We start from the raw sequence: 15,988 nt of genomic DNA, 5'->3' as shown, positions 1-15,988 counted from the left end.
TTAGTCGGTTGTGGGTCCTATGCGCAGCAGCACACTGGAGGATCACGCCGTGCGTCGCTGGTCATTCCTGATCGCTCCGTGTGCTGCTGCGTGATCCATCCTTCAAGAAAGCCCGTGGGGCTTTAATGGTTTTTTACTACAGCCTGATCGGGGGCGTACGCTTGGCCTTGGCCTTGGCAGGGCGGCGGGCGGGTGCGGGCGGCGCGGCCTGTAGCACTTGCAGCAAGCAGCGCGTGGCTTCGCGATCGGTTTCCGAGAGGGTGCGGTAGTACTGCAACACCCGCACTTCATCACGGGTCAGGCGTAGGGTGCCCTGGGCAGGGGGGGCGGGGGGCTGATTCATGATCGTCATCACAGTGGACCTCCTGGGGCCATGGGTGGGAGAGGGTGACGGCGGGTTCGCGCTGGCCTCGGCCAACGGCGGCGGTATGGCTTCCTGAATACCCCATTTAACCACTCAGGCCCCGCACTTTTTCACCCCAGGCGACGTTTTCAGAAGCCGCTGTCGGCGACACCGCACAGCCCTCTCGGACCTGACTGACACCCGTCGCCGACCGGGCTGACGAGGGGGCCTTGCCAGCGGCCGCAAAGCGGTACAAAATTAGTCCCATCGAAACGCCGGTTTTTTAACAAAAAAGCAGGTTTTTCAAGGAGATAGAGTGGGTTGTCGCGTCTCGTTTCCCGCTCCAAGCATTGAAGAAAAAGCCACTCAATCGAGTGGCTTTTTTTTGCCTGAGATTTGTGAAATAGACGCTTCGGCTGGTGTGCTGATGCTGTGGCGCGCCCGGCACCGCAATGGTCAGCAGTTCAACCGCGCCCAACTACATGTGGACTACGCGTAAATCGGCGCGTGCCAAGATGAAGCAACTGGTGGCAACGGCGCCGTCAACATGTCGCGTCGTCTGTCCGAGATCCAACCGCCAGACCAGGCAATTTCTGTCGAGTCTTCGCAAAGCGCAGTCATCGCGAGAATTCCAGGATTCTGACAAATCAGTTGCGTGATTGAAGAGCGCTGAGCGCCAACGCTCACGTTGTATTATTCAAGCTGAGCGGCACCGGAGTTTCGAAGTCTATCGAGGTGTCCGGACTGCATGCAGGTCTTGCCCGCAAAGGCGGTGGCGATTGCATCCATGAATATCCGCGTCCGTTTGGCGACCAGTCTGCGCTCCGGATAAACCAGGTGGACTTCAGCAGCGGGAAGCGGATGGCGGGGAAGCAACGCCTTCACGCGACCCGCGCGAAGATCTCCTTCAAAGATCCAGACGGGAGCAAGGCCGATGCCGATGCCCTGGCGTACGGCACTCACAATTGCCTCGTGGTTGTTGAGGCGGTACCGACCCGTTATGTTGATCTCGTTGCCAACGAAAGGCCAGAGACCTCCGTTGGGCAAACGGGTGTTGAGTATGCACTCGTGGTTCATCAAGTCTTGTGGTGTGTCAGGCTCGCCATGACGTTCGAGGTATTCGGTGCTGGCGAAAACGGCGCGCTCGGATACGCCGACCTGTCGTGCAACGAGCATGTTGCTCTTCAGGGTACCCACGCGCACGGCCAAGTCGAAGCGCTCTGCGACCAGATCGACGTATTCGTCGGACAAATGCAGTTCGACATTCAACTGCGGGTACCGCGCAAGCAATGGCGCGATCAAAGGTTGCACATGCAGCAAACCGACGACCATTGAGCAACTTACGCGCATCAAACCACGGAGCTCGTCTTCGCCGCGGGCCACCGATTCAGCCTCGTCAATGGCGTCAAGAACACGCCGGGCTTCGATGTAATAGCGCTCCCCTTCGGTCGTCAACGACAGCTTGCGTGTTGTCCGGTGCAACAGGCGCACGGCAAGGTCCGATTCGAGTGACCCAATATGTCGACCCACATTGGGCTGCCCGATGCCCAGTTCGCGAGCCGTCGCGGAAAAGCTGCCGGTCTCCACCGCACGTACGAAACACTGCATCCACAGCAGCTTACCCGTCTGCCGAGCCTTAACGCCGTTGTCATAGTGCATTGTCATGCCTCCTTCGCGTGGGTGAATGGGACATTTCTCGGGGAGATCCTCCAAAGATATATGTGATCAACGCATAGATGATAGGCGCTTGCCGTGCCTTCCAGCGAGCTTCGTTCAAGTGAACAATCTGATCGTCGCTACCAGGCAAGTGCTCAGCTTCTTTCGCGCAGGTGCCGGTTTGACTTATCGACATAACCCACCAAAAGAGAACCCCATGAAGATCGAACTTAACGGCCGCAAGGCCCTCGTCACCGGATCCACTGCCGGCATCGGTCGCGCTATCGCGGAGGGCCTTGCTCGGGCTGGTGCATCTGTTTTCATCAACGGGCGTACCCAGGAACGCGTGGACACCGCTGTCAAAGAACTGCGCGCCCTTCTGCCCGACGCTGAATTCATCGGCGTTGTGGCGGACGTTGCTACGGCTGAAGGCTCTGCCGCATTGGCAGCGCAGGCCAAGGACGTTGATATCCTCGTCAACAATGCCGGTACAGCGCACCCGAAGGGCTTCTTCGAACAGAACGACGCCGAATGGATCGACCTGTACCAACTCAACGTCATGAGCGGCGTGCGGGCAGCGCGGGCCTACATGCCTGGCATGATTCAACGTGGCTGGGGCAGGGTGGTGTTCATGAGCAGCGAGTCCGCCATCGCCGTCCCCAAGGAGATGATTGACTACGGCGTTACCAAGACAGCCCAACTTGCCGTGTCAAGAGGGTTGGCCGAGCTGGCCAAAGGCACGGGCGTTACCGTCAATGCCGTCCTGCCTGGTCCCACTCGGTCCGAGATCATGGGTAACTGGATGACGGCGCTTGCAAAGGAGCAAGGCATCACCCAGCAAGAGGCCGAGAAGAACTTCCTGAGTACGACCCGGCCCTCCACGCTGATCGACCGTTTTACTACAACCGAGGAAGTGGCGAACATGGTCATCTACATTTGCTCGGAGCTGTCCTCTGGAACCACCGGGTCTTCGCTGAGAGTCGATGGGGGCGTTGTTCGCTCCATTATCTGAAGCCCGTACCTGCAACGCTGGCATCGAAGGTAATCAATTGTTGGTGAAGCAAATGGACATTCGTCTAGAAATTTTGGCCCTTGAGCAGCTGTTGCTGGAGCCAGCAGCAAGAAAGAATGATCGGCTGCTTAAACAGCTGCTTGCCGAAGATTTTGTTGAATTTGGAGCCCGCGGCAAAAGCTGGACGAAAGCGCAGGTGATCGCTGGACTCAAATCCCAGACAGTGAGCAAAAGGACAATCGAGGATTTCAAATTGCGGGTGCTTGCAGATGGTGTCGCGCTAGCAACCTACCTGTGCCGTCATCAAAGTGCTGATGGCGATGAGTCTTTATCACTGCGTAGCTCGGTTTGGAAAACCTACGAAGGTGATTGGCGCATGGTGTTTCACCAAGGTACGGGGCTATCCGAATAGAGGTCGGTAGCACCTTCGGCGTCGCATGAAGACGTTGAGCGCAAGAGTCAATCAGCGTCGATGACCGCGTACCGCAGTGGGCGCAAAGCCGAACCTGTCACGAAAACGCACGGCAAATTGCGACGGCGTCTGGTAGCCGACGCAAAGCGCTATTTGCATGACGGTCTGCGCGGACGATTGCAGCAACTGCAGGGCAAAGGTCATCCGCGCATCGATCAATAAGCGACTGAACGTGGTGCCTTCTTCCGCCAGCCTGCGCCGCAGCGTAGCTTCGCTAAGCGCAAACGTGGAGGCGACGTCCAGCGCACTCCAATCGTTTGCCAGGTCGCTGGCGATCAGTCGCCGGACTTTGATCGCCATCGTCGGCAGGCGCGGCGGTTCGAACCGCCCACCCGTCACGCCAATCCAGGTCAGCAATTCCTGCACGCGATGCCGAGCGACAAGGTCCGGCACCGTGCTGTCTTGTACCGCCTCGATGGCGCGCTTGAACGACTCGGCAAAATGCCCACCTTCGCCTGTGAGGGGTTGAGCGTATCGAATGGCTACCAGGTGCGTATTGGCTTCGGCGTTCGATTGGATCAACGCGTCGTCCCACACCAGCCAGTGGGCCTGGTAACTGCCGTCCTGGGCCAGCCGATTGATGATATCCAGAGATTGGCCGCCCGCCACGGCAATCGCCTCGCCTGGGTTGATCAGGTATTCACCCCCTGACCAACGTACGGTTTTCGAGCCCCGCTCGACATAGATCAAGACGGGGCTCTCGATATACAAACGCTTGAACTCCAGGTTTCCATGCTGAAGAACGATGCCCGCGGTCCCGACCCCAGGCCGCTGGGTGATGCGCAAAGCGTCGTAAGCGTTCGCGAATGACATCAGCGGCCGCCCTGTACCGTCAGCGTGGCTTTGGCAAGCGAACCCCCTGGCACCATGAAGCCAAGCATCGCCGGTGTCGCCGTCGGCGGGAGCGTCAACGTGGCGGTTTTCATGGCATAGACGCTGATCACGTAGTGGTGGGTTTGCCCTTCGGGAGGGCAGGCACCCAGATAGCCAGGCATACCACTGTCACCGCGTACCTGCAGCGTACCGGCGGGCAATGTACCACCGACGCTACCCGCACCTTCCTTCAGTTCGTTGACCGTCGCAGGCACGTTAGCCAGCACCCAATGCCACCAGCCCGAGCCCGTCGGTGCGTCTGGATCATACAGGGTCACTACAAAGCTCTGAGTGTCCGGCGGGGCACCGCTCCAGGAAATTTCAGGGGAGAGGTTCTTGCCGGTGCAGCCGAACACATTGGCAAATTGACGCTGTTGAAAATGTCCGTCCTGGACACTGCTGCTTTGCACCGTGAACGACTGGGCTTGTGCAGTGGTTGCGATGAGTGAAAGGGCAAAAAGGCCCGCGGCGACATATGAGTTTTTCATACCGACTCCTCTTGATTTGGAGTGGCTAGTCTGGCGTGCCTGGACGGACAAGACCGTTTGCCAGCGCTCGATTTTCGTCGTAATCCAGTCAATATGCCAGGATCGTATGAGGCTTCAAGAGCGGTCGAGAGCGTCATCAAACAGGCTCTGCAAACTGCGCAAGCGCTTGCAGGCCTTCAACCAACATGACGGAGGTGGTCTGGATATGCTGCTGCAACAGTTCACAGGCCTGGCTGGTATCCCTGGCCATGGCTGCGTCAAACAATGCTTGATGTTCGCCATTGATGTCCCTCTGCGTGGCGGTCATGGCGATCGACATCGCGCGATAGCGAGCGGTTTGCTCGAACAACATCGAGCGAATACGTAATAGCCAGGTGTTGGGACAGGCACTGACCAGCGCCTCATGAAAAGCATGATGAGCGCCCGTCCATTCATCCGTTTCATTGTGATCAGCTCTTATGAGGCGGTGATGCGCGACGATCAGGCTTGTTTCCCATTCAAGGGTACCGCTATCCAGGGCGTGCCGAAGGCAGCTTGATTCTATCTCCATGCGGGCGAGTGTCAGGTCGTTGAGGTCTGCCAGTGAAACGGCAGAAATGCGAAAGCCTTTCTGGGGCTCGGCAATCACCAGCCCCTCGGAGACCATTCGCGACAACGCCTCTCTCACCGCTCCCGCACTGGCCTCATAACGTTCGGCCACAACTTTTACGTTGACGCGGTCGCCTGGGCGCAAAACACAGGATAGAACATCACGGCGTAGGCGTTCGTAGGTCGCTTGCGTGAGGCTTTTGGCGGGCTGAACGTTCATGGCAGGGCAAATCTCTAAAAATATATTTTGTTGCAAGAAATATATTTTAGTCTCTATGATGGATTTATTCAATTCGGCGGGTTCGCTTCGCCAGCGTGGGCATTGCCCTCGCGTTTGAGCGATGGATTTTCTCCACAGACAGACAATCGAGGTACGCATGAAACTGTGTCGTTTTGGCCCGCGCGGTGAAGAGCGCCCGGGCGTCATAGATGCCAACGGACGCGTGCGCGATCTTTCCGCGCATGTCAGCGATATCACTGCCGCGGTGCTGGCGCCGGCATCGCTGGTGCAGTTGTCGACATTGGACATCGCCAGTTTGCCCCTGGTCGAGCGCGGGGTTCGCTACGGGGTGCCCTTGGCGCATGTGCGCAAATTCATCGCCATCGGGCTCAATTACCGCGACCACGCCGAAGAGGCGCAAATGGCGATTCCGAGCGAGCCGATCATTTTTCATAAGGCCATCAGTTGCCTGAACGGCCCGAATGATGAAATCCAGCAGCCGCGTGGCGCTACCCAACTGGATTGGGAGCTGGAGCTGGGCGTAGTGATCGGCAGTGAAGCCCGCTATGTGTCCGAAGCGGATGCCTTGAGCTACGTTGCAGGTTACTGCGTCGTCAACGACGTATCGGAGCGGGCATTCCAAATGCAAAGTTCACAATGGGACAAAGGCAAGGGGTGTGACACCTTCGGCCCCGTTGGGCCTTGGCTGGTGACCCGCGACGAAGTTCCCGACCCGCAAAACCTGGATATGTGGCTGGAGATCAACGGTGAGCGACGTCAGACCGGGAATTCGAAAACCATGATTTTTACCGTGGCTCAAATCGTGGCGTATTGCAGCCGCTACATGACATTGCAGCCGGGCGATGTGATCTGTACGGGCACGCCACCGGGTGTGGGGATGGGCATGAAGCCGCTGCCGCAGTGGCTGTCACCGGGTGATGAGACCCACCTGTGGATTGATGGGCTTGGCGAGCAGCGGCAAAGGGTTGTATCGGCCGTTTAAACCCGACAATCATCGACGCGCTGTGAGCGTCCCGTCGATGGTCGACGGGACTCCTCATCTGAGGTGCTAGAGCTTGAACTGCTTGGTTAGATGGCTGAGATCGTTGGCCAGCTTCGTCAGTTCAGCGGTGGCAATCGCCGTCTGACTTGAGCCTTCCGATGCTTCGCTGGACAGATCCCGAATACTGACGAGGTTGCGATCCACTTCGCGCGCGACTTGGGCCTGTTCCTCGGCCGCAGTGGCAATCATCAGGTTTCGCTCGTTGATTTGACTCAACGAATCGGTAATTTCGCCGAGCACCTTGCCTGCGCTATTGGCCATTTCAAGTGTCTGCCTGGCTTGGAGGCTCGTTTGACTCATCGATGTCACCGCGTTGCCTGTGCCTGCCTGGATTGAATCAACCATATGCTCAATTTCCTGTGTGGATTTTTGAGTGCGATGGGCCAAGGCTCTGACTTCGTCAGCGACGACCGCAAAGCCACGACCGGCTTCGCCGGCACGCGCAGCTTCAATGGCCGCATTCAAGGCCAATAAATTGGTCTGCTCTGCAATCCCTCGGATCACATCCAGCACCTTGCTGATATCGGTTGCCATGGTTGCCAAGGCTTGCACTTCACCTGAGGTGCTTTGGACGTTGGAGACCATGAGGTTGATGGCCGCGACCGTTTCGTTGACCTGGTTACGACCTGCAATAGCGGCTGCGCTCGATTGTGAGGTCAGCTCGGAGGTGGACGCGGCATTGCCTGCGACTTCTTCCACGGCGGCGCTCATTTCAGTGACTGCGGTGGCCGCCATCTCAATTTCATGATTTTGACGTTGAATGGTGCGCGAAGCGCCCTCCGTCACGGCATGCATTTCTTCGGAGGTCGCGGCCAACTGAGTGGAGGAGTCCCCTATCAGTGCCAAGGCATCACGTAAGTTTGACTGCATCGCGGCGATTGCTTTTACCAGTTGTGCCGCCTCGTCAGAGCCTGTCGCATTGAAGTCTTGGCTCAGATCATTCGCAGCAATACGGCGGGCGATCACCAGTGATTCATTAATAGGCACCGTCAGGCTTCGGGTGTAAAGCCAAGCCAAGAGTAACGAAGCGGCCACTGAAACAATCAAGAAAACGCCCACCATTATCCGGGTTTGCTGATAAATTTCATCAGCGTCCCGCCCCGCTTTTTTGGCTTTGTTTTCGTTAATGCTGATGAGATTGTTCAGTGATGTTTCGACACGGTCAGCGGCTTCTTTCATCAGCCCATTTGAGATAGACACTGCGTTTTCCAGTTCCTGCGCGGCCACGGCGGCGAGATACTGATCCTGCGCTTTTGCATAGTCACTTTTGGTTTCACGCAGGCGTTCAAACGCTTCGCGACCTTGAGGCGTGACAATAAATAATGTCAAAGACTGCAAGTATTGATCGATGACTTGCCGCGATTGTTGGATGTCGCTGAGCGCCTTGATTTTGCGCTCCTGAGGCTCGATCGGGTTGCGCACCCGAGCATTGTTGCCTCTGATGCCTACGAATTCCCGGTCTAGTTGGCCCAGCAGTTTTACGCTGGGCAAGACGTTGGTCTCAACGTACTTTTCGGCCGTCTTCAATAACTCGGCTTGCCTTAAGGCGAGTAAGCCCATCGCGATGATTATCAGGCAGAAGAAGCCGAAACACAGAGCAGAGCGGGGCGCGAGGTTCAGTTTTCGCAGGAGCATATGATGTCCTTAAGTTGAGAGTGTCCATCCGTGAAGTTGGTATCGACAATAGGTAGGAATACTTGAGCTTTGGAGTGTTTTAAAAAGTCTACCGTTTAGTTGGTTGATGATATCGATGCGGGGGCAGGGGGTAGGGCACTGTTTAAAACAGAAATTCCGGAGCGACAGGTTGTGCCTAATCTTTAGAACACAGAATAAAAGCGCCTGACAGAGCAGGCGCGTGTTGACTAGGCGTCAGCTTCAGATCGCCGTGGTGAGATAGCCCCCATCAACGGGCAAAATCACACCGTTCACGAACGACGCCGCATCCGATGCCAGAAACGCAATCACCTTGGCGACCTCTTCGGCACTGCCAAACCGCTTCATGGGCGTGCGGGACAGCAAACGGTCAATCCTCGGTTGATCATCGATTTTCGCCAGCAAGGGTGTGGTGATCCACCCCGGTGCCACGGCGTTGACGCGTATGTGATCGCAGGCATACGCCTCGGCCAGCGATTTGGTGATCTGTACGACGGCTCCTTTGGCGGCTGAGTAGGCCACGAGTTTGCCGCCGCCGAAATAGGAGAACATCGACGCAATGTTGATGATCGAACCACCTTGCCTGGCCAGCAGGGGGTGCGCCAGATTGATCAGGCGGTAGACGGCGTTGAGTTGCACCGACAGCACCTGGTTGAAGGCCTCCCACTCCATCTCCTTTTCGCCCAGCGTGCCCCCGGCGGCGGGCACCAGAATATCCAGGCGGTCGAGGCTATCAATGACGCCTTTGAGTGCCTCGTCGTCGGTAACGTTAACCTCGCGAAGATCGAGCCGAACCCCATCGGCGACCACGGTCGCATCGGCACCCAAGCCGATAGCCACGACGCGGGCGCCATGCCGAGCCAAATACTCGGCGGTCGCCTGGCCGATTCCCGAGGTCCCGCCGCTGACGAGCGCGACCTTGCCTTCAAACAGAGTGCTGCTGAACATAGTCATCGTTACCTCATGGACTCAGTTAAAAAGATTTATCCAAACCACATGCTCACAGGCCCAGTGCCGAGCCGACATCCAGTGTCACTTGCAGGCCCACCACAAACCCGTTGTTGCTCAATTGCGTCGCGCCTGGGTTGTAGAAGTTGTCCGGATTGACGATGTACTGGATGCTCGGTTCGATGGCCAGGTTGCGGGTCAGGGCAAAATGGCCGTTGGCTTCCACGGCGTACACATTGCGCTCGCCCAATTCCGGATCGCCACCGGCCGCCGTGCGCAGGCGTTGCTGAAACTGCAACTGATGGGCGTTGACTTGCAGGTAGCTGGTCTTGAGATTGAGCTTGTCCTGCGCTCGATCGAAAGGGGCCAAGTAGGTCAGACCGGCTTCGGCGAAGTGGCTGAAAGGTTGTTTATTATCGGCCGCTGCTGACAGTGAACCGAACAGCTGCAGGCCTTGCTGCCCGCCGCGCCACAGTGTCTGGCGAAACTTGAAGAAGCCTCCGGCGGTGCCGTGGTCGCTGTCGCCCGTCAACGGGTCGGCCTGCCTGGAAGAGTTGAAGTACGCATTCAGTTCGTACTGGGTAGTGTCATCGCCGGGCTTGCTGCCCAGGCCCACCAGAAAGCTGGTGCCACTCGCGTCGTTGGTGCTGAAATCCAGGCCTTTGCGCTTTTTCAGGTAGTCCACCGGGTTGGATTCGAATGCACCGGCGTGCACATAAACGCTTGGGTTCACCTGATACTTGAGGTAGCCACCCCAGGCGCCGAAGGGCGGTGGCAGCATGCCGCTTGATGCGTCCAGGATCGGGTCGGTGCAGGTGACCGCCGTTTCGCAGTTATAGATGTAGAAGTAGCGCCGGCCATTGGTGCGGCCGATGTGCATATCGAGCTGACCATCAAGCCATTTCTGTTCGTAGGTCAACAGGCTTAGCTGGTTGCTGGCGATGTCGTTGTGCAGCGGCGCGCCTGCGAAATAGCTGCCGGCAGCACCTTGCCATTTGTTTGCGGTAGGCTGGCCGGTGCCGTTATCGAGGATAAAGACGGTCTGTTCGACATGCAGGGCGGCGCCTTCCAGGCCACCGAGCGTGGCGAGGTTAACGTCTGCGCCGATATACAGGTCGCCGCTGTTGCCGAAGCTGTAGGGGCGCGGGCCGGTGTCGAGGTTTTTCATCGACAGGCTGGTGAATTGCACATGGGGCTGAATGCCGTAGCCCGCCAATTGCTCGCCCAGGCCGGCCAGTGGACCTTCACGGTCTTGTGCCCAAGCTGGGGGGTAGGTAAACACCAGGAACAAAAACGCGCACAAACGAAGAGTAGGGTGCATGGTCTTGGGACTCATTTTATTGTTGTTGTGATGAGTAAATGGAGCAGCGTGGTGATCCCGGATCACGCACGCTGTGTGCAGGCTTGCATTGATCGGCGTTGCAGCACGCGAGGCGCGGTTTCCTTGAGCAGCAGGGACAGCCCAGCCGCCAGCAAGGCGCCGCCGCAGGAGATCCACATCACAATCGACAACCCGAACTGATCGGCGGCGAACCCGGCAATGGTCGGCGCCACGAACCCTCCCACCAGTTCGCCAACGCCCATGATCATGCCCAGCGCCGTAGCCATGACTTCACGCGGGACGGTTTCAGCCGGAATGATGGACATGAACAGCGTGAAGCAGCCAAGCCCGGTGAAGGTGAGCACCATCAGCACGCCGAGTATCATCGGCGAAGGCGCGAATAGCAGGGCTATCGGGCAGCAGGCAGCAACCAGCGAGAACAGCACCAGCGTCGGACGACGGCCGATACGGTCGGAAATGCTGGGCACCACAAACCCCCATACGACCCAGGCGGCGCCCAGGCAACTCATGATCGTGCCCATGCTCGGCGCGCTGTAACCGCGGACGCTGACCAGAAATGTCGGCGTAAAGGAGATCAGGATGACGAACCAGGTCAGAAACACGCAACTGATCAAAGTGCACAGCACGATGTTGCGGCTCTTGAGCAAGGCCAGGCGATGCCCGGTGGGTTTGGCATTAATTGCCGGAGTCTGGCGGGGTTCATCCTGACGCACATAGCGCCAGATGAGCCAGGCAATCAGCAGCCCTGGCAGCAGCGATACAATGAACGCATGCCGCCAGCCATAGGCTTCGGCCAGGGCGATCAACACCGGCGGGCCGATCACCGCACCCAACAGGCCCGCTGCCGAACCTTGCAGCAAGCCCATGTTCAGGCCCCGGCGATGTGGTGATGACGCCTCCACCATCATCGATTGGGACAGCGGCAGAATCGGCCCCTCGGCCAACCCCATGATGCCGCGAAACAGCAACAGACTGAGAAATCCCGAGACCAGCCCCGAGAGGGCCGAGCACAGGGAAAACAGAATGACCGCCGCAATCAGCAGCGGTTTACGCACCCCTCGGCGATCCGACCACGCACCGACCAGCGTGCCCGAAATGGCCCAGGCCAAGGCGAGCACCGACGACAACATGCCGAGGTGGCTGTTGCTCAGTTGCAGGTCTTTAGCCATGAACGGAAACAGGAAGGACAGGGCAAGGCGGTCGAAAAACACAAAACCGAACGTCAGGAACAACACGCAGAGCAGGGTATTTTCATAACTGGCTTTATTATTGTTGTGAGCCATGGTGGTTCTCCGTAGCACGGGATTTAACGGAACAGACGGTCCACTGCATCAGCCCCCAGGCCGACCTTTTCGTAATGTTCACGGCACAGAGCAATGTAGGAGTGCACGTCGAAGTAGCCGGTGGACTCGCCTTGATCGTCGAGCCAGATCAGCGGCCCCTTGACGATGAAAAACACGCGCATGGGTTCGTCGTGCTCATAGGCCACCAGGGTGTGACCTTCGCCGGGCGTCTCATAGACGAAGTCGCCGGCCGTGGCGGTCCACTCATGCTCCAGGTAGCCCCACTTGCCCGACAGCGTGTAGGCGAACACTTCATGAGGGTGGTAGTGGCGATTGACCAGGCCGGCCCGGCTGGACATCAAGATGTCGCACCAGCGATTTTCGCTGGGAGAAATCCATAAGGGGCGGGAAGAGACGGTCTCGGTGAAGGGCACGTAGAGCCGCAGATCATCACTGGCAGCATTGGGCAGGTACACCTCAGGCTTGGCGTCGGGCTTGAAGCAGTTCGCGATAGGCTGCAGGTCTTTCCAAAATTCGTTACTGGCTAATTCGGGCATGTTGGCCTCTGATTGTTGGAATACAGAGGCGCACTGTAGGGTGAAGCGGGCGCTAGGGTTTGTTCGAAACGGACGGCATTGTTGTCTGTATCGGACGGATATTTTCACTTCAACCGTCGCGCTGTCTTTGTATCGGTTATTGGTTGACAGTGTGTCCGGGGGAGCGGCTAATGGCGGCTGCAGGCCCCGTAATCCGCCTTGCGCGGGCCAGGCAGTCAATAAGAAAGAGAAAAACGAAAATGCCTCTACCCGCCCCTTTGCTCGATACCCAGCGCGCCAGTACCGACGACCTTCCCGTGGACCAGCGCGTGGCGTTCTGGGAGCAATACAACGCATCGACGCTCGTGGGTCTGAAGTGTTCTTCATTCTGTGAAACCGGGTTCAGCGCGCAGGAAGACAACCTGAGCCTGGACCGTCTGCGGGTGGCCCATATTGTCGGCAACCAACACGTGATAGAACGTGACGGTTCAATGATTCGCTCGGTGCCCAAGGAGTCGGTGTTCGTCTCGCTGGTCATGGGCAGTGCTTCGTTTTTCTTTCAGAATGGTAACTGTCACTTGCTGGAGCCGGGCGAGATGATGGTGTATCGCACCGACAAGCCCTATCTGTTCGGTTTCTCCGGCTCGATGCACAAGTTTATCTTCGATATCCCTCAGGACGTGTTTGCCTCCCGCTGTCTGCGCCGATTTGATAACGCCGTCAAGATCAGCGCGCACACCGGCACCCAGCGGCTACTGGTCAGAACATTGAGCCAGCGCACCGGCGGTTTTTTCGAGCAGCCGCTCAGCCAGGCGGCAGACAGCTATCAAGATGACGCCCTGGAATTACTGGGCACTCTCATCGCGGGCCAAATGGGCAATCGTCGGATCAACGCATTGAGTGCTTCCTATTTGTTGGCAGCCAAGCAATGCATCCTTGAACAACTTGCCGATCCGACGTTGAGCTGTGAGCGAGTAGCGATTCAAACCGGTGTTTCCACACGGCACCTGGCCAGGCTGTTCGCCTTGGAAGACACACAGCCCCACCGTTTCATTCTGGAAAAGCGCTTGCAGGGAGCGTTCCGTCTGCTTAGCCAGCCCCAGGGTGGCGGGCTGGATATTGCCGAGGTTGCCTATCGCCAAGGGTTCACCAGCCAGGCGCATTTCGCCAAAGTCTTCAAGGCGCACTATGGGCGTACGCCCAGCGACGTGCGTGCGGCGTCGGCCGGCGCTGTAGCGTCCGTTACCTGCATCGGGCGCTCTGCATGAGGCTCGCACACTGTCAACTCACGGATGACTGATTTATGATGCTCGATTGATAAAACCTGGATGCGGCACCATGAGTACACGTTCCGACCTTCTAAGCAGCGCTGAGATCCTGTTGCGCACCAAAGGCTATGCAGCCTTCAGCTACGCTGACCTTGCCGCTGAAATTGGTATCAAGAAGGCGAGTATTCATCATCATTTCCCAACCAAGGAAGGTCTTGCGATTGCCATCGTCGAGAGCTACCTGTTCCGGTTCAAGAAACAGTTGGAGCAGGTCAATGACGAAAATACCGACGTCGTCGCGCGCCTGAACGCGTTTGTCCTGATGTTTGCACAGAGCAGTCAAAACGGCTTGTTGCCGCTGTGCGGCGCGCTGGCTGCCGAGTTAATGGCACTGCCGGAAAGCCTGCAGGCGCTGACGCGGCACTTTTTCGAGATACATCTTGAGTGGCTTCAGGCCAATATCGCACTGGGGCAGTCGAACGGGGAGCTCAAGGCGCAGTTGGACGTCAACAAGGTCGCCAGGCTGATCCTGAATACGCTGGAAGGCGGCAGCTTTGTGGCGTGGGCGATGAGCGATCAGTACGAGCAGGCATCCGGATTCGATTTTATTCTGGAGGCAATGCGCACACTGCCCAAACCCCACTGACAAGTTAATGCGTTGAAAAACCTCGACTATTCGAGGTTTTTTTTGGTTTAAAAATCAGCAGGGGCAGGGCGGTAAGTTAAATTTCTTGCTTCATTACCTACTAGTTGGTAGGCTTGTTCCATTCCGAGCCGAACGCCCGGTCCATCCGAAGGGGAATGTACACATGAGCACTAACTTGAACGGTATCGAAGTTGCCGCACTCCAGCAGTTTGCCCAAGGCGTTGCCGAGGATGCGACCAAGCGTCATGCCAGTTTTAATGTCAAAACCCAATGGAAGGGGCAGACCCGTTCCGTCGCGAAGGTCAATCGCTACAGCCTGGCCGGCGAAACCTATTCACGTGACTTCGAAATTGCCGCCGACGAGCCAAATGAGCTGTTGGGTCAGAACACTGCACCCAACCCACAGGAACTGCTGATGGCAGCACTGAACGCGTGCATGTCGGTCGGTTATGCCGCCAACGCCGCGATGATGGGCATCAAGATCCACAGCCTGGAAATTGAAACCGACGGCACTCTCGACCTGCGTGGTTTCCTGGGCATCGACGAAAGCGTCAATCCAGGCTATGACGAAGTCAGCGTTGTGATTCGCCTGCACACCGATGCCTCTCGTGAACGTGTTGAAGAGCTGCATAAAGTTGTGCTGAAAACGTCGGTGAACTACGCCAACTTCTCGAAAGCCATTCGTATGGTGCCGACGCTGGAAGTGCGTGAGGGCTGATTCGCCCGTCAAATAGATCACACCTTGTGTGCACCAGACGGCCAGTAATTGCGCTAGTGCCACCCTCACGAAACATAGAAGTCCGGAGTCTGTAATGAACGATTACTTCAAAGGCAAGAAATTGTTGGTCGTCGGCGGCACCAGCGGCATGGGCCTGGAAACGGCCCGCATGGTGCTGAAGGCGGGCGGCAGTGTCGTGCTCACCGGCAGCAAGCAAGACAAGGCCGATGCGGTGCGTAACGAACTGAGCCCACTGGGTAACGTGTCGGTGATCGTGGCCAACCTGATGACCGAAGAGGGCATGCACAGCGTTCTTCAGGATATCAACACCAACCACAGCGATATCAGTCTGATGGTCAACTCCGCTGGGATCTTCGTTCCCAAGCCGTTCACCGAGCATGATGCGGCCGAGTATGACATGTACATGTCCCTCAACCGTTCGACGTTTTTCATCACCCAGGCCGTGGTCAAGAACATGCTCGCCGCCAAGCGTGAAGGTTCGATTGTCAATGTCGGTTCCATCGGCGCTCAGGCTGCGCTGGCCGGCTCGCCGGCCTCTGCGTACTCCATGGCCAAAGCCGGTTTGCATGCGCTGACACGTAACTTGGCGATTGAATTGGCGCATTCGGGTATTCGCGTCAATGCGGTTTCCCCTGGCATCGTGCACACCTCGATTTACGAGGGGTTCATGGACAAGGACGCGATCCCGGAAGCAATGAAATCGCTTAACGCCTTCCACCCGCTGGGACGCGTCGGCGTGCCGGAAGACGTGGCCAATACGATCCTGTTCCTGTTGTCGGACAAAACCTCTTGGGTGACCGGCGCCATCTGGGACGTGGACGCCGGTGTCATGGCCGTGCGCGCCTGAATACCCCTTAG

General features: G+C 57.5%; 17 protein-coding genes. 7 read left to right on the top strand and 10 right to left on the bottom strand.

What is annotated here, in order from left to right; all coding sequences use genetic code 11:
- Nucleotides 1-136 precede the first annotated feature (136 nt).
- Nucleotides 137-352: a hypothetical protein gene (locus tag TU82_RS23245; protein ID WP_057725585.1), complete on the bottom strand. Its 216-nt coding sequence runs from the start codon at nucleotides 350-352 to the stop codon at nucleotides 137-139.
- A gap of 684 nt (nucleotides 353-1,036) precedes the next feature.
- A complete protein-coding gene (locus tag TU82_RS23240) occupies nucleotides 1,037-2,002 on the bottom strand; it encodes a LysR family transcriptional regulator (protein WP_072024036.1) in 966 nt (321 codons plus the stop codon).
- Nucleotides 2,003-2,216: 214 nt separating this feature from the next.
- Between TU82_RS23240 and TU82_RS23235 the strand changes: the two genes are divergently transcribed.
- Together TU82_RS23235 and TU82_RS23230 are read left to right on the top strand one after the other, a co-directional pair.
- Complete coding sequence (locus TU82_RS23235; protein WP_057725584.1) at nucleotides 2,217-3,011, top strand: SDR family NAD(P)-dependent oxidoreductase; 795 nt, start codon at nucleotides 2,217-2,219, stop codon at nucleotides 3,009-3,011.
- Nucleotides 2,983-3,423 (top strand): nuclear transport factor 2 family protein, encoded by a 441-nt coding sequence (locus TU82_RS23230; protein WP_169794973.1) that lies wholly within the window; start codon nucleotides 2,983-2,985, stop codon nucleotides 3,421-3,423. The genes TU82_RS23235 and TU82_RS23230 overlap by 29 nt, the downstream gene beginning before the upstream one ends.
- A gap of 51 nt (nucleotides 3,424-3,474) precedes the next feature.
- Here TU82_RS23230 and TU82_RS23225 read toward each other — a convergent pair whose 3' ends face one another.
- The 3 genes from TU82_RS23225 to TU82_RS23215 form a co-directional block, all read right to left on the bottom strand.
- The gene (locus TU82_RS23225; protein WP_057725583.1) at nucleotides 3,475-4,296 is read right to left on the bottom strand and encodes a helix-turn-helix transcriptional regulator; all 822 of its coding nucleotides are present in this window, start codon (nucleotides 4,294-4,296) and stop codon (nucleotides 3,475-3,477) included.
- The gene (locus TU82_RS23220) at nucleotides 4,296-4,844 is read right to left on the bottom strand and encodes a YbhB/YbcL family Raf kinase inhibitor-like protein (protein ID WP_057725582.1); all 549 of its coding nucleotides are present in this window, start codon (nucleotides 4,842-4,844) and stop codon (nucleotides 4,296-4,298) included. The genes TU82_RS23225 and TU82_RS23220 overlap by 1 nt, the downstream gene beginning before the upstream one ends.
- 136 nt (nucleotides 4,845-4,980) lie before the next feature.
- A complete protein-coding gene (locus TU82_RS23215; RefSeq protein ID WP_231982744.1) occupies nucleotides 4,981-5,811 on the bottom strand; it encodes a GntR family transcriptional regulator in 831 nt (276 codons plus the stop codon).
- On the opposite strand from TU82_RS23215, the gene TU82_RS23210 reads away from it, so the two are divergent.
- On the top strand, nucleotides 5,810-6,655 hold the full coding sequence (locus TU82_RS23210; protein ID WP_057725580.1) for a fumarylacetoacetate hydrolase family protein: 846 nt from the start codon (nucleotides 5,810-5,812) through the stop codon (nucleotides 6,653-6,655). The two genes, TU82_RS23215 and TU82_RS23210, sit on opposite strands and share 2 nt — an antisense overlap.
- 66 nt (nucleotides 6,656-6,721) lie before the next feature.
- Here TU82_RS23210 and TU82_RS23205 read toward each other — a convergent pair whose 3' ends face one another.
- The 5 genes from TU82_RS23205 to TU82_RS23185 all read right to left on the bottom strand — a co-directional run bounded on the left by TU82_RS23205 (nucleotide 6,722) and on the right by TU82_RS23185 (nucleotide 12,498).
- Nucleotides 6,722-8,350 (bottom strand): methyl-accepting chemotaxis protein, encoded by a 1,629-nt coding sequence (locus TU82_RS23205; protein WP_057725579.1) that lies wholly within the window; start codon nucleotides 8,348-8,350, stop codon nucleotides 6,722-6,724.
- A 240-nt stretch (nucleotides 8,351-8,590) separates the two neighbouring features.
- Entirely contained in the window at nucleotides 8,591-9,322 is a 732-nt protein-coding gene (locus TU82_RS23200) for an SDR family NAD(P)-dependent oxidoreductase (protein ID WP_057725578.1), read from the bottom strand.
- Nucleotides 9,323-9,368: 46 nt separating this feature from the next.
- Nucleotides 9,369-10,637: a carbohydrate porin gene (locus TU82_RS23195; protein ID WP_057725577.1), complete on the bottom strand. Its 1,269-nt coding sequence runs from the start codon at nucleotides 10,635-10,637 to the stop codon at nucleotides 9,369-9,371.
- A gap of 62 nt (nucleotides 10,638-10,699) precedes the next feature.
- Nucleotides 10,700-11,941 carry an MFS transporter gene (locus tag TU82_RS23190; protein WP_057725576.1) on the bottom strand — a complete coding sequence of 414 codons (1,242 nt, stop codon included), beginning with the start codon at nucleotides 11,939-11,941 and terminating at the stop codon, nucleotides 10,700-10,702.
- A gap of 23 nt (nucleotides 11,942-11,964) precedes the next feature.
- Nucleotides 11,965-12,498 carry a 2,4'-dihydroxyacetophenone dioxygenase family protein gene (locus tag TU82_RS23185; protein WP_057725575.1) on the bottom strand — a complete coding sequence of 178 codons (534 nt, stop codon included), beginning with the start codon at nucleotides 12,496-12,498 and terminating at the stop codon, nucleotides 11,965-11,967.
- Nucleotides 12,499-12,737: 239 nt separating this feature from the next.
- On the opposite strand from TU82_RS23185, the gene TU82_RS23180 reads away from it, so the two are divergent.
- The 4 genes from TU82_RS23180 (at nucleotide 12,738) to TU82_RS23165 (ending at nucleotide 15,977) form a co-directional block, all read left to right on the top strand.
- Nucleotides 12,738-13,745 carry a helix-turn-helix domain-containing protein gene (locus tag TU82_RS23180; RefSeq protein ID WP_057725574.1) on the top strand — a complete coding sequence of 336 codons (1,008 nt, stop codon included), beginning with the start codon at nucleotides 12,738-12,740 and terminating at the stop codon, nucleotides 13,743-13,745.
- Between the two features lie 70 nt (nucleotides 13,746-13,815).
- Nucleotides 13,816-14,391, top strand: coding sequence for a TetR/AcrR family transcriptional regulator (locus tag TU82_RS23175; RefSeq protein ID WP_057725573.1), 576 nt, complete (start codon nucleotides 13,816-13,818; stop codon nucleotides 14,389-14,391).
- 163 nt (nucleotides 14,392-14,554) lie between these two features.
- Nucleotides 14,555-15,109, top strand: a complete 555-nt coding sequence (locus tag TU82_RS23170; protein WP_057725572.1) for an OsmC family protein — start codon at nucleotides 14,555-14,557, stop codon at nucleotides 15,107-15,109.
- A gap of 94 nt (nucleotides 15,110-15,203) precedes the next feature.
- Complete coding sequence (locus TU82_RS23165; protein WP_057725571.1) at nucleotides 15,204-15,977, top strand: SDR family NAD(P)-dependent oxidoreductase; 774 nt, start codon at nucleotides 15,204-15,206, stop codon at nucleotides 15,975-15,977.
- The last annotated feature ends 11 nt before the right edge of the window (nucleotides 15,978-15,988 follow it).

This window comes from Pseudomonas orientalis, from assembly GCF_001439815.1.
Taxonomy (GTDB): domain Bacteria; phylum Pseudomonadota; class Gammaproteobacteria; order Pseudomonadales; family Pseudomonadaceae; genus Aquipseudomonas; species Aquipseudomonas orientalis.
The sequence above is the reverse complement of the archived record's forward strand: the minus strand, read 5'-3'. Positions and strand labels throughout refer to the sequence as shown.